We start from the raw sequence: 21506 nt of genomic DNA, 5'->3' as shown, positions 1-21506 counted from the left end.
GGCTACGGGGCACGGGCCCGGCGGACGGGCTCAGCCCGCACCCAGGGCGTCCCGCAGCAGCCGGGCCTCCTTCACCAGCCGGGAGGAGCCGCTGCGGGCGGCGAGCGCGGTCACCTCCGGCACGGCGCCGCGCGCCCGGCTGCGGCGGGCGCAGTCCCCGGCGACGGTGAGCAGCTCGGCGGCGCCGCGCGGCGGCTGCCCGGCGAGCAGACCGGGCAGGGCGGCGGCGAGCACGGACCAGACGGTGCCGTGGGCGCCGGTGCGGGAGGCGTCGCGGAGCGCCTCCGCCAGCCGGTTCGGCTTGACCGCGCCGAGGGCGGTGAGCTCGGCGAGCCGCTCCCCGAGCAGTCCGGGACGGAGGTCGCCGCGGGCCGCGAGGACGAGCAGGGCGTCGACGGCGGCCGTGCGGTCCTCGGGGAAGCGGGCGCCGAGGCCGTAGGCGACGCCCAGGTGGACGGCCTCGCCGGCGGGGCCGCCCGCCTCGGCGAGCAGCGGCAGCAGGGCGGCGTTCCCCCGCTGGTCCAGGTCGGCGGCCGCGGCGAAGCGACGCTGGCAGCGCAGGGCGACGGTCTCGCGGTGGCCGGGGAGCACGGCCGCCCAGTGGGCGGAGGAGTCGACCCGGCCCCAGAGGTCGTTCCCCTCCCCCCCGAGGTGGCTGGTGGGCCTCAGCAGGCGTGCCAGGGGGTCGGCGAGCGGGACGGGGGCGGCGGTCTCGGCCGCCTCCAGGAGGACCCGGGTGGCGGAGAGGCTTCCGACCGGGGTCCAGGGGTCCTGGCCGTGCCGCGGGGCCGGGCGCTCGACCGGGACGGCGGCGGGCCGCGTGGTGCCGCCCGCACGCAGCCAGCGGGCGACCGCCTGGCCGTGGGGGGAGGGGAGGGAGTCGGCGGCGGCGAGGACCTCCGGCGCGGCGTCCGGGGTGAGCCGCAGCAGGGCCTGGGAGAAGTCCACCTCGCCGGGCACGGCCCCGGCCTCCTCGTAGGCCCGGAGGCGGCGGACCAGCTCGGCCGGGTCCAGGGCGCCGGTGGAGTGGGTGGGGGTGGCCAGCAGGCCGGGCGGGGGAACGCGGACGACCTGGCACGCGGCCTCGGCGAACCGGGCGGCCAGGACCGCGCCGAAGCCGCTGAGGCCATGGCCGAACGCGCGCCACCGGCCGGCCCGGGCCTCCTGGAGGCTCATGATGCTGTGCCGCCCGAGGACGGCGAGTGCCACGAAGGCGATGTCCGCCGTGGTGCAGTCGCCCCAGCTCTCCCAGCGCTGCCGCGTCTCCCGGGGCAGGACGGGCTCCAGGGCGGCGGCGAGTGCGGCGCGGTCCCGTCGGGCGTGGCGGACCAGGCCGTCCAGGGCGCGTTCGAAGGAGGCGACGTCGGCAGGGCCGGCGAGGAGCGCGGAGACCTCCTCGGCGACCTCCGCCGGAGTGGCGGGCGGCGGGGACAGGGGCTGCGGCACGGGAACGGGCGGCAGCAGGTCGGCCGGACCGTCCTCGGCGGCGTGGTCGGTGCCCAGCAGCGCGGCGGAGCGGGCGTGGTGGACGGGGTCGAGCCCCTCGGCGGCGGCGCGCAGCGCGGGCAGGACACCGTCGCCGGCGCGGGCCAGGTGGCGGGCGATCAGATTGAGGGCCCTTTCCTGGACGGCGGCGTCCTCGTGGCCGAGGGCGTCGGCGGCGGCCTGCACCACGTCGGCGGCCCGTGCGGGATCGCGGCGGGCGGTCCGGTCGAGCCAGGTGAGCTGGGCGCGGACCAGCTTCTTCTCGCTGCGGAACAGGACGGCGCGGGACGCCTCGGCGAGGTGCCCGGGGTCGAGGCGGCCGGCCTCGTCGAGCCCGGCGAGGACCTGCTGGGCGTGCCAGGCCACCGGTGAGGGGGCGTCGGGCAGCAGCCGGACGTAGGTCCGTGCACGCCGTGCCTGCTCGTCGGGGGTGGGGGCGAACGCTTCCAGGACGGCGAGGAAGACGCGCAGCTCCCCGGGCCGCCCGCCGCGCAGCAGCCGGGCGAGGCAGCGGTCGAGGAGGTCGGAGCGGTCGAGGAGGCCCTCGTCGGCGAGCCGGGCCAGGGCGGCGGGCCAGCCGCCCTCGGGGCCCTCCGGGTGCCAGGCCGGGTCCAGGACGGGGGCGGTGCCGGGGGCCTCGAAGAGCCGGGGGGCGAGGGCGGGCAGGTAGCTGTCGTTCCGCAGCCGCTCCAGGAGGGTGGCGCCGGCGGGGAGGACCGCCCGCCACAGGTCGCGGCCCGAGCGGATCCGGACCTGCTGCCGGGTGCGCTCCCCGGCCCAGCGGGCGACGAAGGCGTCGGAGGCGGGCGCGGGGGTGCCGGTGGTCCGCAGCAGGTACTCGACGAACGGGTAGTCGTCCCAGCCCCAGGCCCCGTCGGGGCGTTCGGCGAGCCGCCGGGCGACGTCGGACCGCCACTCGGGGGCGCGGTCGGCGAGGACCTCCACGAGGGCGGGGAGGGCGGGCTCCGGGAGGCCGCCGCGGGCGGCGCGGCCGATCCACTGGGCGGCGGCCGCCGCACCGGAGTGGCACGCGGTGCCGGCGACGAGCAGGGTCGCCGCCCGGGACTGCCTGTCCGGCCCCCACACGTCCCGCAGCTCCCGCCGGAACTCCTTGAGCGCGGGCAGGCAGGCGCGGCGGTCGGCGGGGCCGAGGGCGGGCAGCAGACGGCGCACCAGGTCGAGGCGGCCCTCCCGTACGGCCGCGACGAGCCGGTCCTGCGGTGTCCCCTCCGCCGCGGGACGGGAGGGGGCGGGGGTGGGGAGGGATGCGGTGGTCACGGGATCCTGTTCTTCCTGTTCGGGAGGGGTGCCCGCCCGGGACGGGTGGGCTGCGCATCGGCGGGGTCACCGGTCGCCGGGGCGAGGGACCTGCGGGCCCCGGCGGCGGGGCGGCACGGCGGGACCGTCCGCAGAGGCGGCGGGGAAGGAGGCGGGGTCCGGGCGGGGCAGGCGCCGCGCCGGAGCCGGGATCCGGGCCGCCCCGCGGCGGGGGCCGGACCGGACGGGCTCAGCGGGCGGCGCGCACGGCCGCCCCTGACGGCACACCGGAGCGGCGCAGCATGCGGACGGCGAGTGCGTGCCGGCACGGGCCGCGCCCGCCCCGGTGCCTGGCCCACCACAGGCAGGTGCAGTTGAGCCGCCCGCCGTCGGAGCGGACGTGGTGGACGTGGTCCTCGACGGTGACGACGGCCAGGTCGGGGCCGTCCAGGCGGACCGCGCCGGCGTCCACCAGGGCGCGGGCGGCGCGCAGCCGGGGGTTGTGGCGTTCGGCGCGGTCGGCGTCGTAGGGGAGTTCGCGGTGGAAGTGGGCGGCCTCCGCGGTGTCGTAGCCGATCCGGCCGGCCGTGCCGAGACGGGTGAGGGCCGCCCGTACACGCCCCGGGGGCAGGCCCGACCGGTCGGCGAGGTCGGCGACCTCGACGCGGGGCTCCCAGGCCAGCAGCAGGCCGACCAGTTCGGCGTCCTCGGCGGCCTCGTCGCCGGCGAGGGCCTCCAGGACGGCGCCCTCGCCGGAGAAGCCGCGGGAGGCGTCCGGGGAGAGCGTCAGGGTGAGCCGCATGTCCGGCAGGACGACCTCCCAGGCACTGGCGGCGGGCGCGCTCGCGGCGGTGGCCGGAGGGCCGTAGAGCCGCAGGCCGACGGCGTGGCGCAGGACCCGCCGGAGGGCCGCCAGCCGCTCCGGGCCGGGCAGGCAGACCGCGCCGGGGACGGGCCGCGCGGTGGGGCGGAGCGCACGGCCGGCGGGCACCACCCACTGCGCCCCCCGTGCGGCGCCGCGGGCGCCGCCGCGCGGCAGGGAGCGCAGGAAGCGGACGGCCTCGGCGGCGGGGACCTCGGCCCGCAGGTCGAAGGAGGAGGCGATGACCTGGGTCTCGGCGAAGCCGCGCAGCCAGCGGTCGGGCAGCGGGACCTTCCTCTCGGCCACCGGGCCGTCGAAGGTGGTCACGGTGAGGTCGTCCGGGCCGACCCGGAGGTGGAGGGGGTCGGCGGGGCCGACGAGGGTGAGCGCGTCCCGCAGCGGGTCGTTGACGTCGACGTTGGTGGTGCCGTGGCCGATGTCGCCGCCGTCCAGGCCGCCGGTGAGGACGTCCAGCCGGGCGTGGACTCCGCAGCAGCCGGAGAAGGACTCGAACCGCAGCCGGTCGCCGCTGCCGGTGACCACGGGGTCGAGGGAGGCGGCCAGGAGCGGCTGGTAGTAGCGCGCGGCGGCGACGTCGGCCACGGCGAGCAGGGCCGCCGCGGCCGCCCCGGGGCGCGTCAGGAAGCCGTCGAAGAAGCGGGGGTGGGCGGCGGCGCCCGCGGGGGTGGCGCCGCCGGCGGTCTCCAGGGCGAGGCTGCTGCCGGCGGCGGAGCGGTGGAGCGCGGACGGGCGGAGATAGGCGTACGCCTGTGCGGCTTGCGTCATGCCGAGGACGGTAGGCGCCGCCTCTGACAGTCCGTGGGCGTGCGGTGGGCAGGCGCGCGCCCCCTTCGGGAGCACGGTCCGGGGAGGCGCCCGCGCCCGTGGGGTGCCGGGCTCCCCGGACCCGCCCGCCGCGCCCGGCCGGGGCCCGCGCGCATGGGGGGCACCGGGGCCGCAGGGCGCCCGCCCGCACGGCTGAACCCCGCCCCCGCGGGTACGCGCACCGGGAGGACGCCGCTGCCGGAGGGCGGATCGCCGACCGGCTTCCGGCGGGTGGATATCTCACATGTGAGATACGGTTCGGGTGTGACAGATGACTACCTCGCTCGCATCGGCAGGCTCATCCGCGACGCCCGCAAGCACCGGGGCTGGACCCAACTGCAACTGGCCGAGGCACTGGCCACCAGTCAGAGCGCCGTCAACCGCATCGAACGGGGCGGACAGAACATCAGCCTTGATATGATCGCCCGCATCGGCGAGGCGCTCGACAGCGAGATCGTCTCCCTCGGCTACGCCGGCCCCATGCACCTGCGGGTGGTCGGCGGCCGCCGCCTCTCGGGCAGCATCGACGTCAAGACCAGCAAGAACGCCTGCGTCGCCCTGCTGTGCGCCTCGCTGCTCAACTCCGGCCGCACCACCCTGCGCCGGGTCGCCCGGATCGAGGAGGTCTACCGGATCCTGGAGGTGCTGGCCAGCATCGGCGTGCGCACCCGGTGGACCAACGACGGCCGCGACCTGGAGATCGACCCGCCGGAGCAGCTCAACCTGGCCGGGATGGACGCCGAGGCGGCCCGCCGGACCCGCAGCGTCATCATGTTCCTGGGCCCGCTGATGCACCTCGCCGACCGCTTCCGCCTGCCGTACGCGGGCGGCTGCGACCTGGGCACCCGCACCGTGCAGCCGCACGTCAGCGCCCTGCGCCACTTCGGCCTGGAGATCACCGCCACCGGCGGCATCTACCACGCCGAGGTCGAGCGCGGCGCCTCGCCGGGCCGCCCCATCGTGCTGACCGAGCGCGGCGACACCGTGACCGAGAACGCGCTGCTCGCGGCCGCCCGGCACGACGGCGTGACCGTCATCCGCAACGCCAGCTCCAACTACATGGTGCAGGACCTCTGCTTCTTCCTGGAGCAGCTGGGCGTCAAGGTCGAGGGCGTCGGCTCCACCACGCTCACCGTGCACGGCGTCCCGCACATCCACCGCGACGTGGACTACAGCCCGTCGGAGGACCCGGTGGAGGCGATGAGCCTGCTGGCCGCCGCCGTGGTCACCTCGTCCGAGCTGACGATCCGCCGGGTGCCGATCGAGTTCCTGGAGATCGAGCTCGCGGTGCTGGAGGAGATGGGCCTGGACCACGAGCGCGGCAGCGAGTACGCCGCGGACAACGGCCGCACCCGGCTGGTGGACCTGCTCGTGCGGCCCTCGAAGCTGCGGTCCCCCATCGACAAGATCCACCCGATGCCGTTCCCCGGCCTCAACATCGACAACGTGCCGTTCTTCGCGGCGATCGCCGCGACCGCGCAGGGCTCCACGCTGATCCACGACTGGGTCTACGACAACCGGGCCATCTACCTCACCGAGCTGACCCGCCTCGGCGCCGGCGTCAAACTGCTGGACCCGCACCGGGTCCTGGTGGAGGGTCCGACGCGGTGGCGGGCGGCGGAGATGATGTGCCCGCCGGCGCTGCGGCCGGCGGTGGTGGTCCTGCTGGCGATGATGGCGGCGGAGGGCACGTCGGTGCTGCGCAACGTGTACGTCATCAACCGCGGCTACGAGGAGCTGGCGGAGCGCCTCAACTCGGTCGGCGCGCAGATCGAGATCTTCCGCGACATCTGAGCGGCGGACGGCGCCCTGCGGCCGCCGGCGCGGCACCCCGGCCACCCCGGCCACCCGGGCCGCCGAGGTCCGGGTGGCCGGACGCCGTCCCCGCCCGCGACGACACGAAGAAGCTCCGCCCATGGCAGGGGAACGCGCCGGTACCGGGGAGCCGGACGGGGCCGCCCGCACCTGGCCGGGCGGCCCCCGGGAGCGCTGACGCCCGCCCGGGGCGGGGAGGCGGCCCGGTCTCCCGGCGTGCGGGCGGCCGCCCGCTCCCCCCTCTTCGGCCCACTCCGGGCGCGCCCGTCGCCGCACCGGTCCGCGGCACCCGGCGCGGGCCGCCGCCCCCGCCGACGCGGCGGGGGGGGGGGGGAGGGCCCGCGTGGGCCCGCGTGTGTGCCGCGCGGGCCCACGCGTGTCCCGTGCGCCCTCGCGGGTCAGGCCCGGCAGTCGTCGCCGGCGAGGCTGAACCGGGCCGGAGGGCGGTTGCCCTCCTCCCAGGAGGCGAGGAAGCCCAGGGTGAAGGACTGCCCGGCGGCCACGTCGGTGTTCCAGTCGATCGCGGAGAGCCGGGCGGCGGGTCCCGCGTCGGGGAGCACGGCGTTCCACAGCTGCACGACGCGCTGCCCGTCGGGGAAGTCCCAGCTGAGGGTCCAGCCGTGCAGCGGCCGGGCCGAGGTGACGGTGAGCTCCGCCTGGAACTGCCCGCTCCACTGGTTGACCACCCGGTACGCCACCGAGCAGGACGCCGGCGCGGCGGTCCGGGCGGCCGGCGGCGGGGCGGCAGACCGGGCAGTCGGCGAGGTGGCGGCGCAGGTCCGCGGAGCGCAGGGTGCCGCCGCTGCGGGTGGAGACGTCCAGCAGGCCGGCGTAGCGGCGGCACCGCTCGTCGCCGAGGGTCCCGAGGTGGGCGCGGAGGCAGCGCTCGCGGAACAGTTCGCGTGCCCGGACCAGCTGCTGCTCGGCCTCGGCGGGGTCGACGCCGAGCAGGCGGGCCGCCGCGGCGGGCGGCTCGCCCTCGACGGCGCAGTGCCACAGCAGGCCGCGCGCCGCCTCGGGGACGGCCCGGTAGGCGTGGAGCGCGGGAGGTCCGGGCCGGCCGGCGGCCGGGGGGTGCCCGGCGGCGGGGTCGAGGCCGGCGGCGCGGCCACCGGCCCGCCAGGCCTCGGCGGCCGCGCGGACCTGCAGGAGGAGTTCGGGTCTCCAGGCGGTGGAGGGGCCGTTTCCGGCGCGCACCCGGTGGAGGGTGCGGGAGAAGGCCTGGGCGGCCAGCCGTCCGGCGGCCGCGGGGGACGCGGTGCACGCCGTGCCGTAGGCGAAGGCGGCGGCCCAGTGGCGGGTGAGCAACTGCTCGGCCGCCGCTGCGGGGTCGCCGCGCCGTACCGCCCTGATGAGGGCGCTGTCGGGGGGAGCGGCCGGATCCGCGGACGATGCCGTTAAGTCGGTCACGGAGGGGAGGTCCTTGCGGGGAGCGGGAGCGGGAGCGGGGTCGGGGTGGGGAGGCCGCCGCCTCCCCCGCGGGGCGCCGGGCCGTGCGGCGCCGGACCCGCGCCGGGCGCCGGAACCGGGGGTCCGCGCCCCGGAGCGCACACATGACAAGCGGTCACTCCCCCAAGCGATCACATGCCGCTAACTTGTCATGACCTGTACGGAAATTACCTCCCCGTGGTCCGCCGGGGCCCGCTCCCGCCCGTCGGCGCCCCGACCGGCGCCCCACCCGGGGGCACGTCCCGGTCCCGCCCGGGACCGCCGCCCGCGGCCCGGCGCCGGAGCGCCGCCCCGGGCGAGAACAGGTTCCATCCGCCCGCACGCCGCCCCGGGCCGCCCCGGGGTAACCGGGGTCACACCGGCCGGGCGGACCCGTCTGCCACCATGGGCAGGTGACCGACGTGACGGAGCAGCAGACGGGGGCGGGGACGGCGGGCAGCACCTTCGCGGAGCTGCTGCGGCTGGACGAACTGGACGAGAACCTGTTCCGGGGCACCTGCCACGCCGGCGCCCCGCTGCGGGCCTTCGGCGGCCAGGTCGCGGCGCAGGCCCTCACCGCGGCGGGGCGCACCACGGGCGCCGGCCGGGCGGTGCACTCGCTGCACGGCTACTTCGTCCGCCCCGGCGACCCGCGGCGCCCCATCGTGTACCAGGTGGAGCGGGTCCGCGACGGACGCTCGTACACCACCCGCCGGGTCGGCGCCGTCCAGCGCGGGGAGGTCATCTTCACCCTCTCCGCCTCCTTCAAGGAGCCGGAGGAGGGCGCCGAGCGCCAGCGCAGCGCACCGGGGGTTCCCGGGCCCGAGGAACTGCCCGACCCCTACGCCGCCTGGGCCGAGGCGGACCCGGAGGGGTACGCGGCGTCGGCGCTCTCCCGCACCCTGCGGATGCGCTTCGTGCCGCCCGGCTCCCCGGGGCTGCCGCCGGAGGTGCCCGGCATGCCGCAGCAGTTCGTCTGGCTGCGGGCCGCGGCGCCGCTGCCCGCGGACGAGCCGCTGCTGCACGTCTGCGCCCTGACCTACCTCTCCGACCTCACGCTGGCGTCGACCACCGCCCTGCACCTGCAGGAGCCCCGCTTCCGCCGCTCGGGCCCGCCGCGGCTCACCCTGGCCTCGCTGGACCACGCGATGTGGTTCCACCGCCCGTTCCGCGCGGACGAGTGGCTGCTCTTCGCCCAGCGCAGCCCCTCGTCGTCGGACGGACGGGGCCTGGCCCTCGGCGAGTTCTACGACCGCGGCGGGGCGCTGGTCGCCTCCGCCGTCCAGGAGGCGCTGGTGCGGGAGCGCCGCGCCCCCGCGGCGGACCGGCCCTCCGCACCCGGGCCCCGGACGCCCTGAACCGGCGCCCCGGGCGTTGAACGCCCGGGACCGCGGATCCGTATCCACCGGCGAGGGCCGGACGACCGGGACCGCGGCCGCACCCCCAGGGGGGAGCAGGAGGCGAGGGGCCGTCAGGCCGCCGCACCCGGGACCCGGGCCCCCACGTGTTCCGACGTCCGGGCCGGCCGGGGCATCCGGCCGGCGCCCTCCTGCCCCCGGGGAGTTCCCGATGACCCTCACCCACGGCACGGCCGGCACCGCGGCGGACACAGCCGACGCGGCCTGCGGGATCGCCGCCGCCGCAGGGACCGGCCTGCCGGACCCCTGCGGCTGCCCCTGCGGCTGCCCCTGCGGCGCGGCAGCCGCCGAGGCGGTGCCCCGCCGCACCGCACTGCTCGCGGGCGTCGGCCTGGTGGCGGCGCTCGCGGCGGGCTGCGCCGCCGGCGGCGGCGGGACCCTCGCGCCCGCCGCCCCGCCGTCGGGCGGCGGGCAGGACGGGACGGGGAGCCCCGGGGCCGGGTCGGGGTCCGGGGCCGGCGCCGGGGCCGGGTCCGTGGGGCAGGTGCTGGTGAGGACGGCGGACCTGCCGGTCGGCGGCGGCGTGGTGGTCGGGCGGACGTACGTGGTGACGCAGCCGCGGCAGGGGCGGTTCACGGCGTTCTCGGCGCGCTGCACGAACGCCGGCTGCCCGGTGGAAGCGGTGGCCGGAGGGACCGTCAACTGCCCCTGCCACGGCAGCAGGTTCGACATCGCCGACGGCTCGGTCGTGCACGGCCCCGCGTCGCGGCCCCTGGCGCCGCAGGCCGTCACGGTGAGCGACGGCTCCGTCCGCCTGGCCTGAGAGCCGGCCCGGCAGGCGGCCGCCCGGCCCGGGGCGCCGCGGGTGCGCCGGGCCGGGCGGCCGCCGTGCGTACCCGGACATGCGTTCACCGCCGTCACCGGTTCGGGATACGCTCCTCCGCGTGACGACGGCAACCACTCCCCCCGGCTGGTACCCCGACCCCCACGGCGCTGCCGCGCTGCGCTGGTGGGACGGCTCCCAGTGGACCGGCCACACCCACGCCGGCCAGGGCGCCGGCGGCCTGCCGCCGCAGAGGCCGACGCAGGACGGCTCCCCGTGGGAACTGGCGGTCGACGGGCCCCCCGAGGCGGAGCGCATCCGCCGCCAGGTCCAGCAGAAGGCGGGCGTCGGACCGGTGGCCGGCGGCGGCGGGACGCTCCTCTCCGAGCCGGTCCTGGTGGTGAACCAGAAGACCAAGCTCATCGAGCTCGCCGCAGAGTACGCGGTCTTCGACCAGAACGGCACGCAGATCGGGTCGGTGGCCGAGGTCGGCCAGGGCGTCCTGCGCAAGATCCTGCGCTTCATGACCAGCTGGGACCAGTTCCTGACCCACCGCCTGGAGGTGCGCGACACCGCCGGGCAGCCGGTGATGCTGCTGACCCGCCCGGCGAAGATCTTCAAGTCGCGGGTGCTCGTCGCGCGTGCGGACGGGACGCAGGTCGGCGAGATCATCCAGCAGAACATGATCGGGAAGATCAGCTTCGCGCTGATGTGCGGCGGCACGCAGGTCGGCGCCATCAAGGCCGAGAACTGGCGCGCCTGGAACTTCGCGATCACCGACCACACCGGCACCGAGGTCGCCCGCATCACCAAGACCTTCGAGGGCCTGGCCCGCACCCTCTTCACCACCGCCGACAACTACGTGGTGCAGATCCACCGGCCGCTGGCCGACCCGCTGCTGAGCATGGTCGTGGCCTCGGCGCTGACCGTGGACACCGCGCTCAAGCAGGACAGCCGCGGCCTGGGCTGACCGGGCCCCTGCGCCCCGAGGGCCGGTCCCCGGCCTCGGGGCGCACGGCCCCGCCGCCGGCGCGGCGGGGCCCCTCCCGGGCGCCCCGTCCGGCCGCGCTTCCCAGCCGCCGGACAAAAGGCCAGATCAGGCGGCATACTGCCGCACCATCGATCCCCGTATCATGAGTCCCGTGTCCAAGGTTGACCTGTCGCCGCGGCCGGTCGAGGCGATGTCCCCCCGCCAGCTGGAACGACGCCGGAACCTGATCGCGGCAGCCCTCTCCCTGGTGACCGAGATCGGCGTCGAGAGACTGCAGATGAAGCAGGTCAGCGAGCGCTCCGGGGTGGCCCTGGGAACGGCGTACCGCTACTTCTCCTCCAAGGACCACCTGCTGGCGGCCGCCATCGCGGACTGGCACCGGCTGCTGCTCGCCGACATCGTGGCCGAACTGCGCGGCCCCAAGGCCCCGGCTGCGGCGGCCGACCGGGTGGTCCGCTTCGTGAACCACGGCATGCGCGCCTACCAGCGCCAGCCGCAGCTCGCCCACCTGCTGGTCTCGGTGGCGGCCTCCACCGACCCGTTCGCCAGCGAGGCCCTGCACAGCATGGCCCGCGCCGACCGGGAGGCCCTCCTCGCGGTGATGCCGGACGTGCCGGCGTCGGTGCGGGACGTGGTCCCGCACATCGTGGGCAACGTCTGGCAGGGCGAGCTGACCGCCTGGGTGACCGGCCGCACGACGCTGCGCGACGCCCGGCGCCGCCTGGAGGACGTGGTCCGCCTGGTCCTCACGCCCCACCAGGCGGCCTGAGCACCCCGGGGCGGCCCGGTCGCCGGAGCCCGCCGCCGTGCCCGCGCCCGCACGGGTTCGGATGCGGGCACGGGCACGGCGCGCGGGTCAGCCGAGCGCCCCGCCGGAGGCGGCGGCCGTCCGCCGGGCGTGGTCGGCCAGCAGGCGGGCGGTGCTGGGGCCCGGGTCGGCCGGGTCGTTGTTCCAGGTGACGCGGTACCCGTCGTAGTCGGGGTAGAACGAGCCGTCGTCGACGCGCGAGGTGAGGATCCAGAACTGGGAGCCGGCGCCGCCGTGCTCCTCCACCGCGCGGGTCCAGGCGGCGTAGCCCGCGTCGCGGGCGGCGACGTCGGGTACGCCCCGGCCGGCGTCGATCGCGAGGCCGAACTCCTCCAGCACGACCGGCTTGCCGAGGGCGCGGGCGTCGGCGACGTGGTCGGTGATCCACCGGGTGCCCCAGGCGACGGGGTCGGTGCCGGGCTTGCCGCCCGGGTGCTCGCCCCAGCCCTGCGGGTACAGGTGGCAGGTCGCGTAGTCGACGTGGGGGAGCGCCACCAGCTTCCTCCAGGGCGTGCCCTCGTAGTCGGAGTAGGGGTAGTCGTCGCGGCCCGCCTCGCCGTAGAAGCCCTCGTCGCCGACGGCGACGAGCTGGCGGGGCGCCAGCCGCTTGACGTGGGCGCTCATCTCGGCCGCCCAGGCGAGCAGGGTGGCGCCGGACCTGTCGCTGCGGCAGCGGGGCTCGTTGGCGAGCTCCCAGGCCATGACGGTGGGGTCGTCGCGGTAGCGCAGCCCGGTGTAGCGGTTGCGGCGGCGCAGGACGTGCGCGGCGTACGCCTTGTAGCAGTCCCGGATCGCCCGCTCCGTGTAGAACCGGTCGTGGTGGACGCCGTCGCCGTAGGAGTCGTCCTCCAGGCCGAGGAACCATGTGACGTACTGCCGCATGCCGCCGTAGTCGGGCCAGTTGTTGACCAGCGGGAGGACGAGGCGGATCCCCAGCTGCCCGGCCTAGTGGACGGCGTAGTCCAGGGAGTCGAAGGCGTCCTCGTCGTAGCGGTGCGGCTCGGGCTGGAGCGCCCCCTTGCCGGTGCCGTCGGCGAACGCCCACGCCCGGAGCACCGGCAGGCCCATGGCCGCGGCGTCGTCGAGCACGCTGTCGATCATGTAAGGGGACTGCTGGTGGAGGTAGTAGCAGTTGGTGCCGCCGAAGCGGAGGGGCGCGCCGTCGAGGCGGAAGGCGCCGTCCCGCACCGTCACGAAGCCGCGGTGGCCGGACCGCCGGGCGGGCGTGCCGCCCGGCCCGGCCGCCCGCGCGGCGGGGGCGGGGATGACAACGTTGTCAGACTACGGAGCGGAAGCCACGGGGCGGATACCTCCTGGAGTCGACGGCACGTCACATCGGGGCGGCGGCGGCCGCCCCGGGGGCCGACTGCCGATCGAAGCACCGTTCGGGCCCGCCGGTCAATGGCACGGACACGGCGGGGTCGGCAGGACCGCCCACCGGGGGTGCGGCCGGTCCGTCAGCCGGCCGCCAGGTCGCGGGCGAGCGCCTCGCCGACCAGTTCCAGCAGGGGGCCTGCGTCCTCCATGGAGCGGGCCGGGTCGGGCTGCAGCGCGGTGAGGGCGTACACCCGCAGGAAGCCCGCCGCCTCCAGCTGCGCGCCCGTGAGGGCGCAGCGGCCGCACACGGCCACCACCGGCACACCCCGGCGGTCGGCGGCGGCGGCGACGCCGAGCGGCGCCTTGCCGTGCAGGGTCTGCGCGTCGAGCGAGCCCTCGCCGGCGACGACCAGGGTCGCCTCCTCCAGGGCCCGGTCGAAGCCCAGCACCTCCAGCAGCGTCGCGATGCCGGGGCGGTGCACGGCCCCCAGGGCGGCGAGCGCCGCGTAGCCGGTCCCGCCCGCCGCCCCGGCGCCGGGCAGGTCGGCCGCCCCCGCGGCGGACGGGCCGACGGCCGCGCCCACGGCCTCGGCCAGCCGGGCGAGGCCGCGCTCCAGGCGGGCGACCTCGGCGTGCCCGGCACCCTTCTGCGGCGCGTACACGGCGGCGGCGCCCTTCTCCCCGAGCAGCGGGTTGTCCACGTCGGAGGCGAGGACCAGGTCGGTCCCGGCGAGCCGGGGGTCGAGGCCGGAGAGGTCGACCCGGGCGAGGTCGGGCAGGGCGCCGCCGCCGGGCGGCAGCGGCCGGTCCCGGTCGTCGAGGAGGCGGGCGCCGAGGGCGGCGAGCATCCCTGCGCCGCCGTCGGTGGAGGCGCTGCCGCCGACGCCGAGGACGATGCGGCGGACCCCGGCGTCGAGGGCGGCCCGGAGCAGTTCGCCGGTGCCGCGGGTGCCGGCGCGCAGCGGCTCGGGGCGGCCGCCGGGCAGCCTGCGCAGTCCGGAGGCCTCGGCCATCTCGACGACGGCGGTGTCGCCGCGGACGGCGAAGGCGGCGCGGACGGGGGCGCCCAGCGGTCCGGCGACGAGGGCCTCGCGGCGCCGGAAGCCCGCGGCGACGGCGGCGTCCACGGTCCCGTCGCCGCCGTCGGCGACGGGCAGCTCGGTGACCGCGGTGCCCGGGTCGGCGCGGCGCAGGCCCGCGGCGAGGTGCCGGGCCGCCTCCGGGGCGGTGAGCGAGCCCTTGAACTTGTCGGGGGCGAGCAGCACGTGGGGCGGGCGGGCGGGGCTCACGTTCGTCCTTCCGTTCCGGGGGCGGGGCCGGGGTCCGCACCGGCGGGCGCGGGGTGTCGCGGAGCCACCCTGCCAGGTCGTCCCCGGCGTCCGGACCGGGCCCCCGCTCCCCGCCGGGCGGGGCCGGGCCCCGGCCCGGCGTCAGGCAGGGGCCCGGCCCCGCGTCAGAGCGCGGCCTCCCCCACCGGCTGCGCGGCCGCAGGACGGCGGCGGGCCTCGGGGGCGAGGCGGCTGAGCGCCAGGTACAGCACCAGCGCCGAGGCCAGGCCGACCGCCCATCCGTAGTCCGCGAGCGGCTTGAGCAGCGGGACGAGGCCGCCGGTGGGGAAGGGGCCCTGCGCGGCCCCCTCGGCGTCGACCGTCGAGTACGACCCGCCGACCGCCAGCAGTCCGCCGGCGGCGAAGGCGGTGAGGGCCCGCCAGTTCCAGCCGCCCGCGTACCAGTACCGGCCCTCCGGCGTGTAGAGGTCGAGGAGGTCCAGACGGGTGCGGCGCAGGAGCCAGTAGTCGGCGATGAGGATGCCGGCCACGGTGCCGAGGAGGCCGCCGACGACGCCGAGCCAGGTGAAGATGTAGACGCTGGGGTTCTCGATCAGCTTCCACGGGAAGATCACCACGCCCACCACCCCGGTGACCAGCGCCCCCTTGCGGAAGTCGACGAAGCGGGGGGCGAGGTGGGCGAGGTCGTAGGCGGGGCTGACGACGTTGGCGGCGATGTTCACCGAGAGGGTGGCGACGAGCACCGTGGCCAGGGCGAAGAGGGTCCCCGGAATGCTGTCGATCCTCGCCGCGAGCTGGATGGGGTCCCAGATCGGCTTGCCGTAGACCGCCTGCGACCCCGAGGTGACGAGCACCGAGAGCAGGGCGAAGAGCGTCATGGTGGTGGGCAGGCCGAGGGTCTGCCCGAGGGCCTGGGCGCGCTGGCTGCCGCCGAAGCGGGTGAAGTCGGGGATGTTGAGGGAGAGCGTCGACCAGAAGCCGATCATGCCCATCAGGGCGGGGAAGAACACCTTCCAGAAGCCGGCGCCCCAGCCCAGCCGGGACGGCTGGTCGAGGAGCGGGCCGAAGCCGCCCGCCTTGACCGTGATCCACACCAGGAGGGCGAGCGCGGCGGCGATGACGAAGGGGGCGGCCCAGTTCTCGAAGCGGCGCAGGGTCTCCATGCCGCGGGCGATGATCGCCATCTCGACGGCCCAGAACACGCCGAACGACAGCCACTGCGTCCAGGGGTGGCCGCCGAAGGGCGCGGCGTCCGACCACCAGGGGCCGAAGACCTTGCCCGCCAGGAAGAAGACCCCTTCGCCGCCGATCCAGGTCTGGATGCCGAACCAGGCGCAGGCCACCGCGGCGCGCACCAGGGCGGGCAGGTTGGCGCCGCGCAGGCCGAAGGAGGCACGGGCGAAGACCGGGAAGGGGATGCCGTAGCGGGTGCCGGCGTGTCCGGTGAGCAGCATCGGCACCAGCACGATCAGGTTGCCCAGCGCGATGGTGAGGACGGCCTGCTTCCAGTCCATGCCGAGGAGGACCAGGCCCGAGGCCAGGGTCCAGGAGGGGATGTTGTGGGCCATGCCGACCCACAGGGCGAGGAAGGTGTAGGTGGTCCAGCGGCGGCCCGCCACGGGGACGGGCCGCAGGTCGCCGTTGGTGAAGGGGCCGTCCGGGAGGACGGTGCCGGAGGCGGGTTCCACCCGGCCGTCCGGGTGGGTCGTCTGTCTCTGCGCGTCGGTGCGGTACGGGGAGTCCACGGCGGTGACCTCGGCTTCTCGCGGGAGGGGACGGGAGAGGAGGCTGCGCTGAACGGTCAGGCGGCTGCGGGGGACGCCACGGCGGGGACGACGTCGGAGCCGTAGGCGTCGATGGTCCGCTCCACGGCGTCGTGCATGGCGTAGACGGCGAAGTGGTCCACGCCCAGGGAGCGGAGGTGCTCCAGCTTGGCGACGTGGGCCTCGGGCGGCCCGATGAGGCAGAAGCGGTCCACGATCCCGTCGGGGACGAAGGCGGTGTCGGGGTTCCCGGCGCGGCCGTGGTGGCTGTAGTCGTAGCCGTGGCGCTCCTTGATGTACGCGGTGAGCGCCTCGGGGACCATGTCGGAGTGCTCGCCGTAGCGGGCGACGAGGTCGGCGACGTGGTTGCCGACCATCCCGCCGAACCAGCGGCACTGCTCGCGGGCGTGGGCGAGGGCGGCGGGCGAGTCGTCGGCGGTGACGTAGGCGGGGGCGGCGACGCACACGGTGAGGCTGTCGGGGTCGCGCCCGGCCTCGGCGGCGGCGGTGCGCACGGCCTTGACCATCCACTCGGTGAGGTAGGGGTCGGCGAGCTGGAGGATGAAGCCGTCGGCCTGGCGTCCGGTGAGGGCGAGGGCCTTGGGCCCGTACGCGCCCATCCAGACCGGGAGGGAGGAGCCGGGCCGCACCCAGGGGATGCGCATGACGGTGCCGTCGACCTCGGCCTCGCGGCCCTCGGCGAGCTCCTTGATGGCGTGCATGGCGTGGCCGAGCCGCTCCAGGGTGGCGGGGCGGCGGCCGGCGACGCGCATGGCGGAGTCGCCGCGGCCGATGCCGCAGACGAGGCGGTTGCCGTACATCTCGTTGAGGGTCGCGAAGAGGGAGGCGGTGACCTCCCAGGTGCGGGTGCCGGGGTTGGTGACCATGGGGCCGACGGTGAGCCGCTCGGTCTCGGCGAGGATCCGGCTGTAGATCACGAAGGGCTCCTGCCACAGCACGCAGGAGTCGAAGGTCCAGCCGTGGGTGAAGCCGGCCTGCTCGGCGCGCTTCATCCGTTCGACGAGCAGCCGGGCGGGCGGGTCGGTCTGGAGCACGAGGCCGATGTCCACGGGGGTCCTCCTGGGGTGCGGGGTCGCCGGGACGGCCGGCGGCCGGGCCCGCGGGTGCGGGCGCCGGGCCGCCGGCGGCCGGTCGGTCGGGAACGGGGGCCGGCCCCGGGGGCGGGCCGGGATGCGGGCCGGGCGGGGTCAGCCGAGGTACTGGCAGGTGGCGCGCGGCTGGTACCGGCCGTGGCCCGCCCGGCCGAGCCAGCGGCCGTCGTCGAGGACGACGGTGCCGCGGGAGAGCACGGTGCGGGAGCGGCCGGTGACCTGCCTGCCCTCGTAGGCGGAGTAGTCGACGTTCATGTGGTGGGTGGCGGCGGAGAGGGTCTGCACGGCCGCCGGGTCGTAGACGACGAGGTCCGCGTCGGCACCGGGCGCGATGGTGCCCTTGCGCGGGTACAGGCCGAACATCCGGGCCGGGGTGGCGCAGGCGATGTCGATCCAGCGGCGGCGGGTGAGGTGCCCGTCGACGACGGCCTGGTGGAGGAGGTCCATGCGGTTCTCCACCCCGGGCAGCCCGTTGGGGATCCTCGAGAAGTCGCCGCGGCCCATCTCCTTCTGCCCGGAGAAGCAGAACGGGCAGTGGTCGGTGGAGACCACCTGGAGGTCGCCGGTGCGCAGGCCCTTCCACAGCTCGGCCTGGTGCTCCCTCGGCCGCAGCGGGGTGGAGCAGACGTACTTGGCGCCCTCGAAGTCCGGCTCGGCGAGGTTGTCGGTGGAGAGGAAGAGGTACTGGGGGCAGGTCTCGCCGAAGACGGGCAGGCCCTGGCGGCGGGCGGCGGCCAGCTCGGCGACGGCGGAGGCGGCGGAGACGTGGACCACGTACAGCGGCGCGTCGGCGACCTGGGCGAGCTTGACCGCGCGGTGGGTGGCCTCGGCCTCCAGGAGTTCGCGGCGGACCTCGCCGTGGTACCGGGGGTCGGTCCGCCCGGCGGCGAGGGCCTGCTCGACGAGGACGTCGATGGCGATGCCGTTCTCCGCGTGCATCATGATCAGGCCGCCGTTGGCGGCGCCGCGCTGCATGGCCCGCAGGATGCGGCCGTCGTCGCTGTAGAAGACGCCGGGGTAGGCCATGAACATCTTGAAGGAGGTCACCCCCTCCCCCACCAGCGCGTCCATCTCCTTGAGGCTGCTCTCGGTGACGTCCGAGAGGATCATGTGGAAGCCGTAGTCGACCGCGCAGACGCCCTCGGCCTTGGCGTGCCAGGCGTCCAGGCCCTCGCGGAGCGAGGAGCCGACGGACTGGATCGCGAAGTCGACGATCGTGGTGGTGCCGCCCCAGGCGGCGGCGCGGGTGCCGGTCTCGAAGGTGTCGGCGGCGGTGGTGCCGCCGAACGGCATCTGCATGTGGGTGTGGGCGTCGACGCCGCCCGGGATGACGTAGTGGCCGGTCGCGTCGATCACCGTGTCGGCGGTCCAGGCCTCGGCGGCGGAGGAGCCGGTGGCGGCGAGGGCGACGACCTTCTCGCCCTCGACCAGGACGTCGGCCTCGGTCTCCTCGGCGGCGGTGACGACGAGTCCGCCGCGGATGACGGTGCGGGTCACGGGGTCTGCTCCTTCCCGCCGACCTCGCGGTCGGCCTCGCGGAGGGCCTGGACGAGGAGGCCGGCGCCCTCCTCGGCCTCGGCCGCGGTGAGGGAGAGCGGGGGCGCGATCCGCAGGGCGTTGCCGTGCCGCCCGCCCTTGCCGACGAGCAGGCCCCGCTCGCGGGCGTGCTCCAGGGCGGCCGCGGCGGCGCGCGCCGAGGGGCCGCCGTCCCGCTCGACGAGCTCCACGCCGATCATCAGCCCGCGGCCGCGGACCTCGCGGATGACGGGAAGCCCCGGGGCGGCGGCGCGCAGCCGGTCGAGGATCAGCGCGCCGGTGGTGCGGGCGTTGCCCTGGAGGTCGTTCTCCAGCAGGTACCGGAGGTTGGCGAGGGCCCCGGCGGTGGTGACCGGGCTGCCGCCGAAGGTGGAGATGGAGTTGGCGCCGAGGCAGTCCATGACCTCGGCGCGGGCGACGACGCCGCCCATGGAGAGGCCGTTGCCGACGCCCTTGGCGAAGGTGAGGATGTCGGGCGGGCCGGCGGCGGCGTGCGCCTGCCAGCCCCAGAAGTGGTCGCCGGTACGGCCCCAGCCGGTCTGCACCTCGTCGCTGATCCACAGGATGCCGTGCCGGTCGAGCACCTCCTTGAAGGCGGCGAGCAGGCCGTCGGGGCCGGAGGTGAAGCCGCCGACGCCCTGGACCGGCTCGGCGATGAGGGCGGCGACGGTCCCCTCGGCCTGGCCGAGGAGGTCCTCCAGGTCGGCGACGCAGGCGGCGGTGAAGGCCGCGTCGTCCAGGTGGGCGAAGGGGCCGCGGGTCCGCACGCCGCCGTGGACGTAGAGGGTCTGCAGCGGGGAGAGGCTGGTGGGCGACCAGGCGGTGTTGCCGGTGATGCCCACGGTGGTGAAGGAGCGGCCGTGGTAGCTGTTGCGCAGCGCCACGACCTGGTTGGAGCGCCGGTACGCGGTCGCCAGGAGCAGGGCGGCGTCGTTGGCCTCGGTGCCGGAGGTGGTGAGGAAGACCTTGGCGTCGGGGATGCCGGAGAGGTCCGCGATCCGCTCGCACAGCTCCACCATGGGCGTGGAGAGGTAGAGGGTGGAGGTGTGCAGGATCCGCCCGGCCTGCTCGGCGACGGCCTTGGTGACCTCGGGGAGGGCGTGGGCGGTCATGGTGGTGAGGATGCCGCCGAAGAAGTCCAGGTAGCGGCGGCCCTCGGCGTCCCAGACGTGGCGGCCCTCGCCGTGGGTGACCTCGATGGGCTCGCGGTAGTAGGTGGCGAGCCAGGCGGGGGTGACCGCGCGGTGGCGGGCGAGGAGGGCGGCGTGCGGACCGGGGGCGGCCGCCGGTGCGGCGGGGGCCGGGGCGTGCGTGCCGGCGGTGCGGGTGCCGTGCGTGCCGGCGGTGGGCGGGACGGTGGCGTCGTCCATGGGCTCGGCCGTCCTTCCGTCAGGCCCCGGTGAGGGGTCCGTAGGCGTCGGGCCTGCGGTCGCGGTAGAAGGCCCACTGCTGCCGGACCTGCTCGATCAGGCCGAGGTCGAGGTCGCGGACGACGAGCTCCTCGTCCTTGTCGGAGGCCACGTCGCCGACGAACTGCCCGCGCGGGTCGACGAAGTAGGAGGTGCCGTAGAAGTCGTTGTCGCCGTACTCCTCGACGCCGACCCGGTTGATGGCGGCGACGAAGTACTCGTTGGCCACGGCGGCGGCGGGCTGCTCCAGCTGCCACAGGTACTGGGAGAGGGAGCGGCTGGTGGCGGAGGGGTTGTAGACGATCTCGGCGCCCGCCAGGCCGAGGGCGCGCCACCCCTCGGGGAAGTGGCGGTCGTAGCAGATGTACACGCCGACCCGGCCGACGGCGGTGTCGAAGACCGGCCAGCCGAGGTTGCCGGGCCTGAAGTAGTACTTCTCCCAGAACCCCTTGACCTGGGGGATGTGGTGCTTGCGGTACTTGCCGAGGTAGGAGCCGTCGGCGTCGATGATGGCGGCGGTGTTGTAGTACAGGCCGGCCTGCTCGACCTCGTACACCGGGACGACGAGGACCATGCCGAGCTCCCGGGCGAGCGCCCGCATCCGGGTGACGGTGGGGCCGTCGGGGACGGGCTCGGCCCAGCGGTGGTGCTCCTCCTCCTGCACCTGGCAGAAGTACGGGGCGTTGAAGACCTCCTGGAAGCCCATGATGCGGGCGCCCTGGGCGGCGGCCTCGCGGGCGTACCGCTCGTGGACGTCGATCATGGACTCGGTGTCGCCCGTCCACTTGGTCTGGACGAGGGCGGCGCGGACGATCCTGGACATGAGGCCCCCTCAACTCCGGCACCCGCCGGGGAGGCGGGTGCGCGGGTGGCTGGTCGGTGAACACTCGGCGTGGATCTACGTGCGTAGAAGCTTGGACCTGCGGACGGCGGGTGGCAATACGCCCGTCGTGACATCGAGAAGACGATCACGTTTCACGGCCTCCCGGCCATCCTCCTACCGGGTGATTCCAGGATATTCCGCCCGGGAGAGGGCGTCTGCGGCGTCTCCGCGCCGACGCGCGCCACCCGTACGGGCTTCACGCGGACGTAAGGACCGTTTAACGCCGCTCTGGAAGGCTTTCCCCCATGACGGACCACCGGAACCGCGACCCGCACCCGGCCCCGGCCGCCCCTGCGGGGGCCGCCCGGGGCGCACGCCCCGGCTTCCCGCTCCCCCGGCGCCACCGGCGCCTGCTCGCGGCCTGCGGCGCCGCCGCGGCCCTGCTGCTCGGCGGCCTGTCGGCCGGCACGGCCCTGCAGGCGTCGCACGACGGCACGGCGGGGGCCGCGGGCCCGGCTGCGGCGGCGCCGGCCGGGCGCTGAACCGTCCGCGGAGCCCGCCCGCCGGAGCGCGCGCGGGCGTTCCCGCCGCCGTGCGCCCTCGTC

Annotated in this window: 17 protein-coding genes; 6 read left to right on the top strand and 11 right to left on the bottom strand. The window is 76.5% G+C overall.

Going from position 1 to position 21506, the window contains the following annotated elements; translation table 11 throughout:
* Positions 1-30: 30 nt before the first annotated feature.
* Both ACFY07_RS04665 and ACFY07_RS04660 read right to left on the bottom strand, forming a co-directional pair.
* On the bottom strand, positions 31-2763 hold the full coding sequence (locus tag ACFY07_RS04665) for a DUF6493 family protein (protein WP_390867361.1): 2733 nt from the start codon (positions 2761-2763) through the stop codon (positions 31-33).
* Between the two features lie 229 nt (positions 2764-2992).
* On the bottom strand, positions 2993-4390 hold the full coding sequence (locus tag ACFY07_RS04660; protein ID WP_390867360.1) for an SWIM zinc finger family protein: 1398 nt from the start codon (positions 4388-4390) through the stop codon (positions 2993-2995).
* Between the two features lie 303 nt (positions 4391-4693).
* Here ACFY07_RS04660 and ACFY07_RS04655 point away from each other — a divergent pair, with 303 nt between their 5' ends.
* Complete coding sequence (locus ACFY07_RS04655) at positions 4694-6223, top strand: helix-turn-helix domain-containing protein (RefSeq protein ID WP_390867359.1); 1530 nt, start codon at positions 4694-4696, stop codon at positions 6221-6223.
* Positions 6224-6642: 419 nt separating this feature from the next.
* On the opposite strand, the gene ACFY07_RS04650 is transcribed toward ACFY07_RS04655, so the two are convergent.
* On the bottom strand, positions 6643-6942 hold the full coding sequence (locus ACFY07_RS04650) for a cellulose binding domain-containing protein (RefSeq protein WP_390867358.1): 300 nt from the start codon (positions 6940-6942) through the stop codon (positions 6643-6645).
* A gap of 1143 nt (positions 6943-8085) precedes the next feature.
* Here ACFY07_RS04650 and ACFY07_RS04645 point away from each other — a divergent pair.
* From ACFY07_RS04645 to ACFY07_RS04630, 4 genes are all read left to right on the top strand, one after another.
* The gene (locus ACFY07_RS04645) at positions 8086-9030 is read left to right on the top strand and encodes an acyl-CoA thioesterase (RefSeq protein ID WP_390867357.1); all 945 of its coding nucleotides are present in this window, start codon (positions 8086-8088) and stop codon (positions 9028-9030) included.
* Between the two features lie 211 nt (positions 9031-9241).
* Positions 9242-9853 carry a Rieske (2Fe-2S) protein gene (locus tag ACFY07_RS04640; RefSeq protein ID WP_390867356.1) on the top strand — a complete coding sequence of 204 codons (612 nt, stop codon included), beginning with the start codon at positions 9242-9244 and terminating at the stop codon, positions 9851-9853.
* 79 nt (positions 9854-9932) lie between these two features.
* Complete coding sequence (locus ACFY07_RS04635; protein WP_390867355.1) at positions 9933-10823, top strand: phospholipid scramblase-related protein; 891 nt, start codon at positions 9933-9935, stop codon at positions 10821-10823.
* Between the two features lie 172 nt (positions 10824-10995).
* The gene (locus tag ACFY07_RS04630) at positions 10996-11613 is read left to right on the top strand and encodes a TetR/AcrR family transcriptional regulator (RefSeq protein ID WP_230648005.1); all 618 of its coding nucleotides are present in this window, start codon (positions 10996-10998) and stop codon (positions 11611-11613) included.
* An 87-nt stretch (positions 11614-11700) separates the two neighbouring features.
* Here the strand turns inward: ACFY07_RS04630 and ACFY07_RS04625 are convergent, their stop codons facing one another.
* The 8 genes from ACFY07_RS04625 to ACFY07_RS04590 form a co-directional block, all read right to left on the bottom strand.
* Entirely contained in the window at positions 11701-12534 is an 834-nt protein-coding gene (locus ACFY07_RS04625; protein WP_390867354.1) for a cellulase family glycosylhydrolase, read from the bottom strand.
* Between the two features lie 63 nt (positions 12535-12597).
* Positions 12598-12846, bottom strand: a complete 249-nt coding sequence (locus tag ACFY07_RS04620) for a hypothetical protein (protein ID WP_390867353.1) — start codon at positions 12844-12846, stop codon at positions 12598-12600.
* A 263-nt stretch (positions 12847-13109) separates the two neighbouring features.
* Positions 13110-14258 (bottom strand): glycerate kinase, encoded by a 1149-nt coding sequence (locus ACFY07_RS04615; protein WP_390867352.1) that lies wholly within the window; start codon positions 14256-14258, stop codon positions 13110-13112.
* A gap of 164 nt (positions 14259-14422) precedes the next feature.
* Positions 14423-16003 (bottom strand): NCS1 family nucleobase:cation symporter-1, encoded by a 1581-nt coding sequence (locus ACFY07_RS04610; protein ID WP_390867351.1) that lies wholly within the window; start codon positions 16001-16003, stop codon positions 14423-14425.
* A gap of 56 nt (positions 16004-16059) precedes the next feature.
* Positions 16060-17091 carry a TIGR03842 family LLM class F420-dependent oxidoreductase gene (locus tag ACFY07_RS04605; RefSeq protein ID WP_230648009.1) on the bottom strand — a complete coding sequence of 344 codons (1032 nt, stop codon included), beginning with the start codon at positions 17089-17091 and terminating at the stop codon, positions 16060-16062.
* 138 nt (positions 17092-17229) lie between these two features.
* A complete protein-coding gene (hydA, locus tag ACFY07_RS04600; RefSeq protein WP_390867349.1) occupies positions 17230-18630 on the bottom strand; it encodes a dihydropyrimidinase in 1401 nt (466 codons plus the stop codon).
* A complete protein-coding gene (locus ACFY07_RS04595) occupies positions 18627-20039 on the bottom strand; it encodes an aspartate aminotransferase family protein (RefSeq protein ID WP_390867348.1) in 1413 nt (470 codons plus the stop codon). The genes hydA and ACFY07_RS04595 overlap by 4 nt, the downstream gene beginning before the upstream one ends.
* Before the next feature lie 19 nt (positions 20040-20058).
* The gene (locus ACFY07_RS04590) at positions 20059-20901 is read right to left on the bottom strand and encodes a nitrilase-related carbon-nitrogen hydrolase (protein WP_390867347.1); all 843 of its coding nucleotides are present in this window, start codon (positions 20899-20901) and stop codon (positions 20059-20061) included.
* Positions 20902-21206: 305 nt separating this feature from the next.
* On the opposite strand from ACFY07_RS04590, the gene ACFY07_RS04585 reads away from it, so the two are divergent.
* Entirely contained in the window at positions 21207-21443 is a 237-nt protein-coding gene (locus tag ACFY07_RS04585; protein ID WP_390867346.1) for a hypothetical protein, read from the top strand.
* Positions 21444-21506: the final 63 nt, after the last annotated feature.

The sequence above is a fragment of the Streptomyces sp. NPDC001380 genome (genome assembly GCF_042895785.1).
In the GTDB taxonomy this organism is placed as follows: Bacteria; Actinomycetota; Actinomycetes; order Streptomycetales; family Streptomycetaceae; genus Peterkaempfera.
Note: the sequence above shows the minus strand (reverse complement) of the source record. Positions and strands in the feature narration are given on the sequence as shown.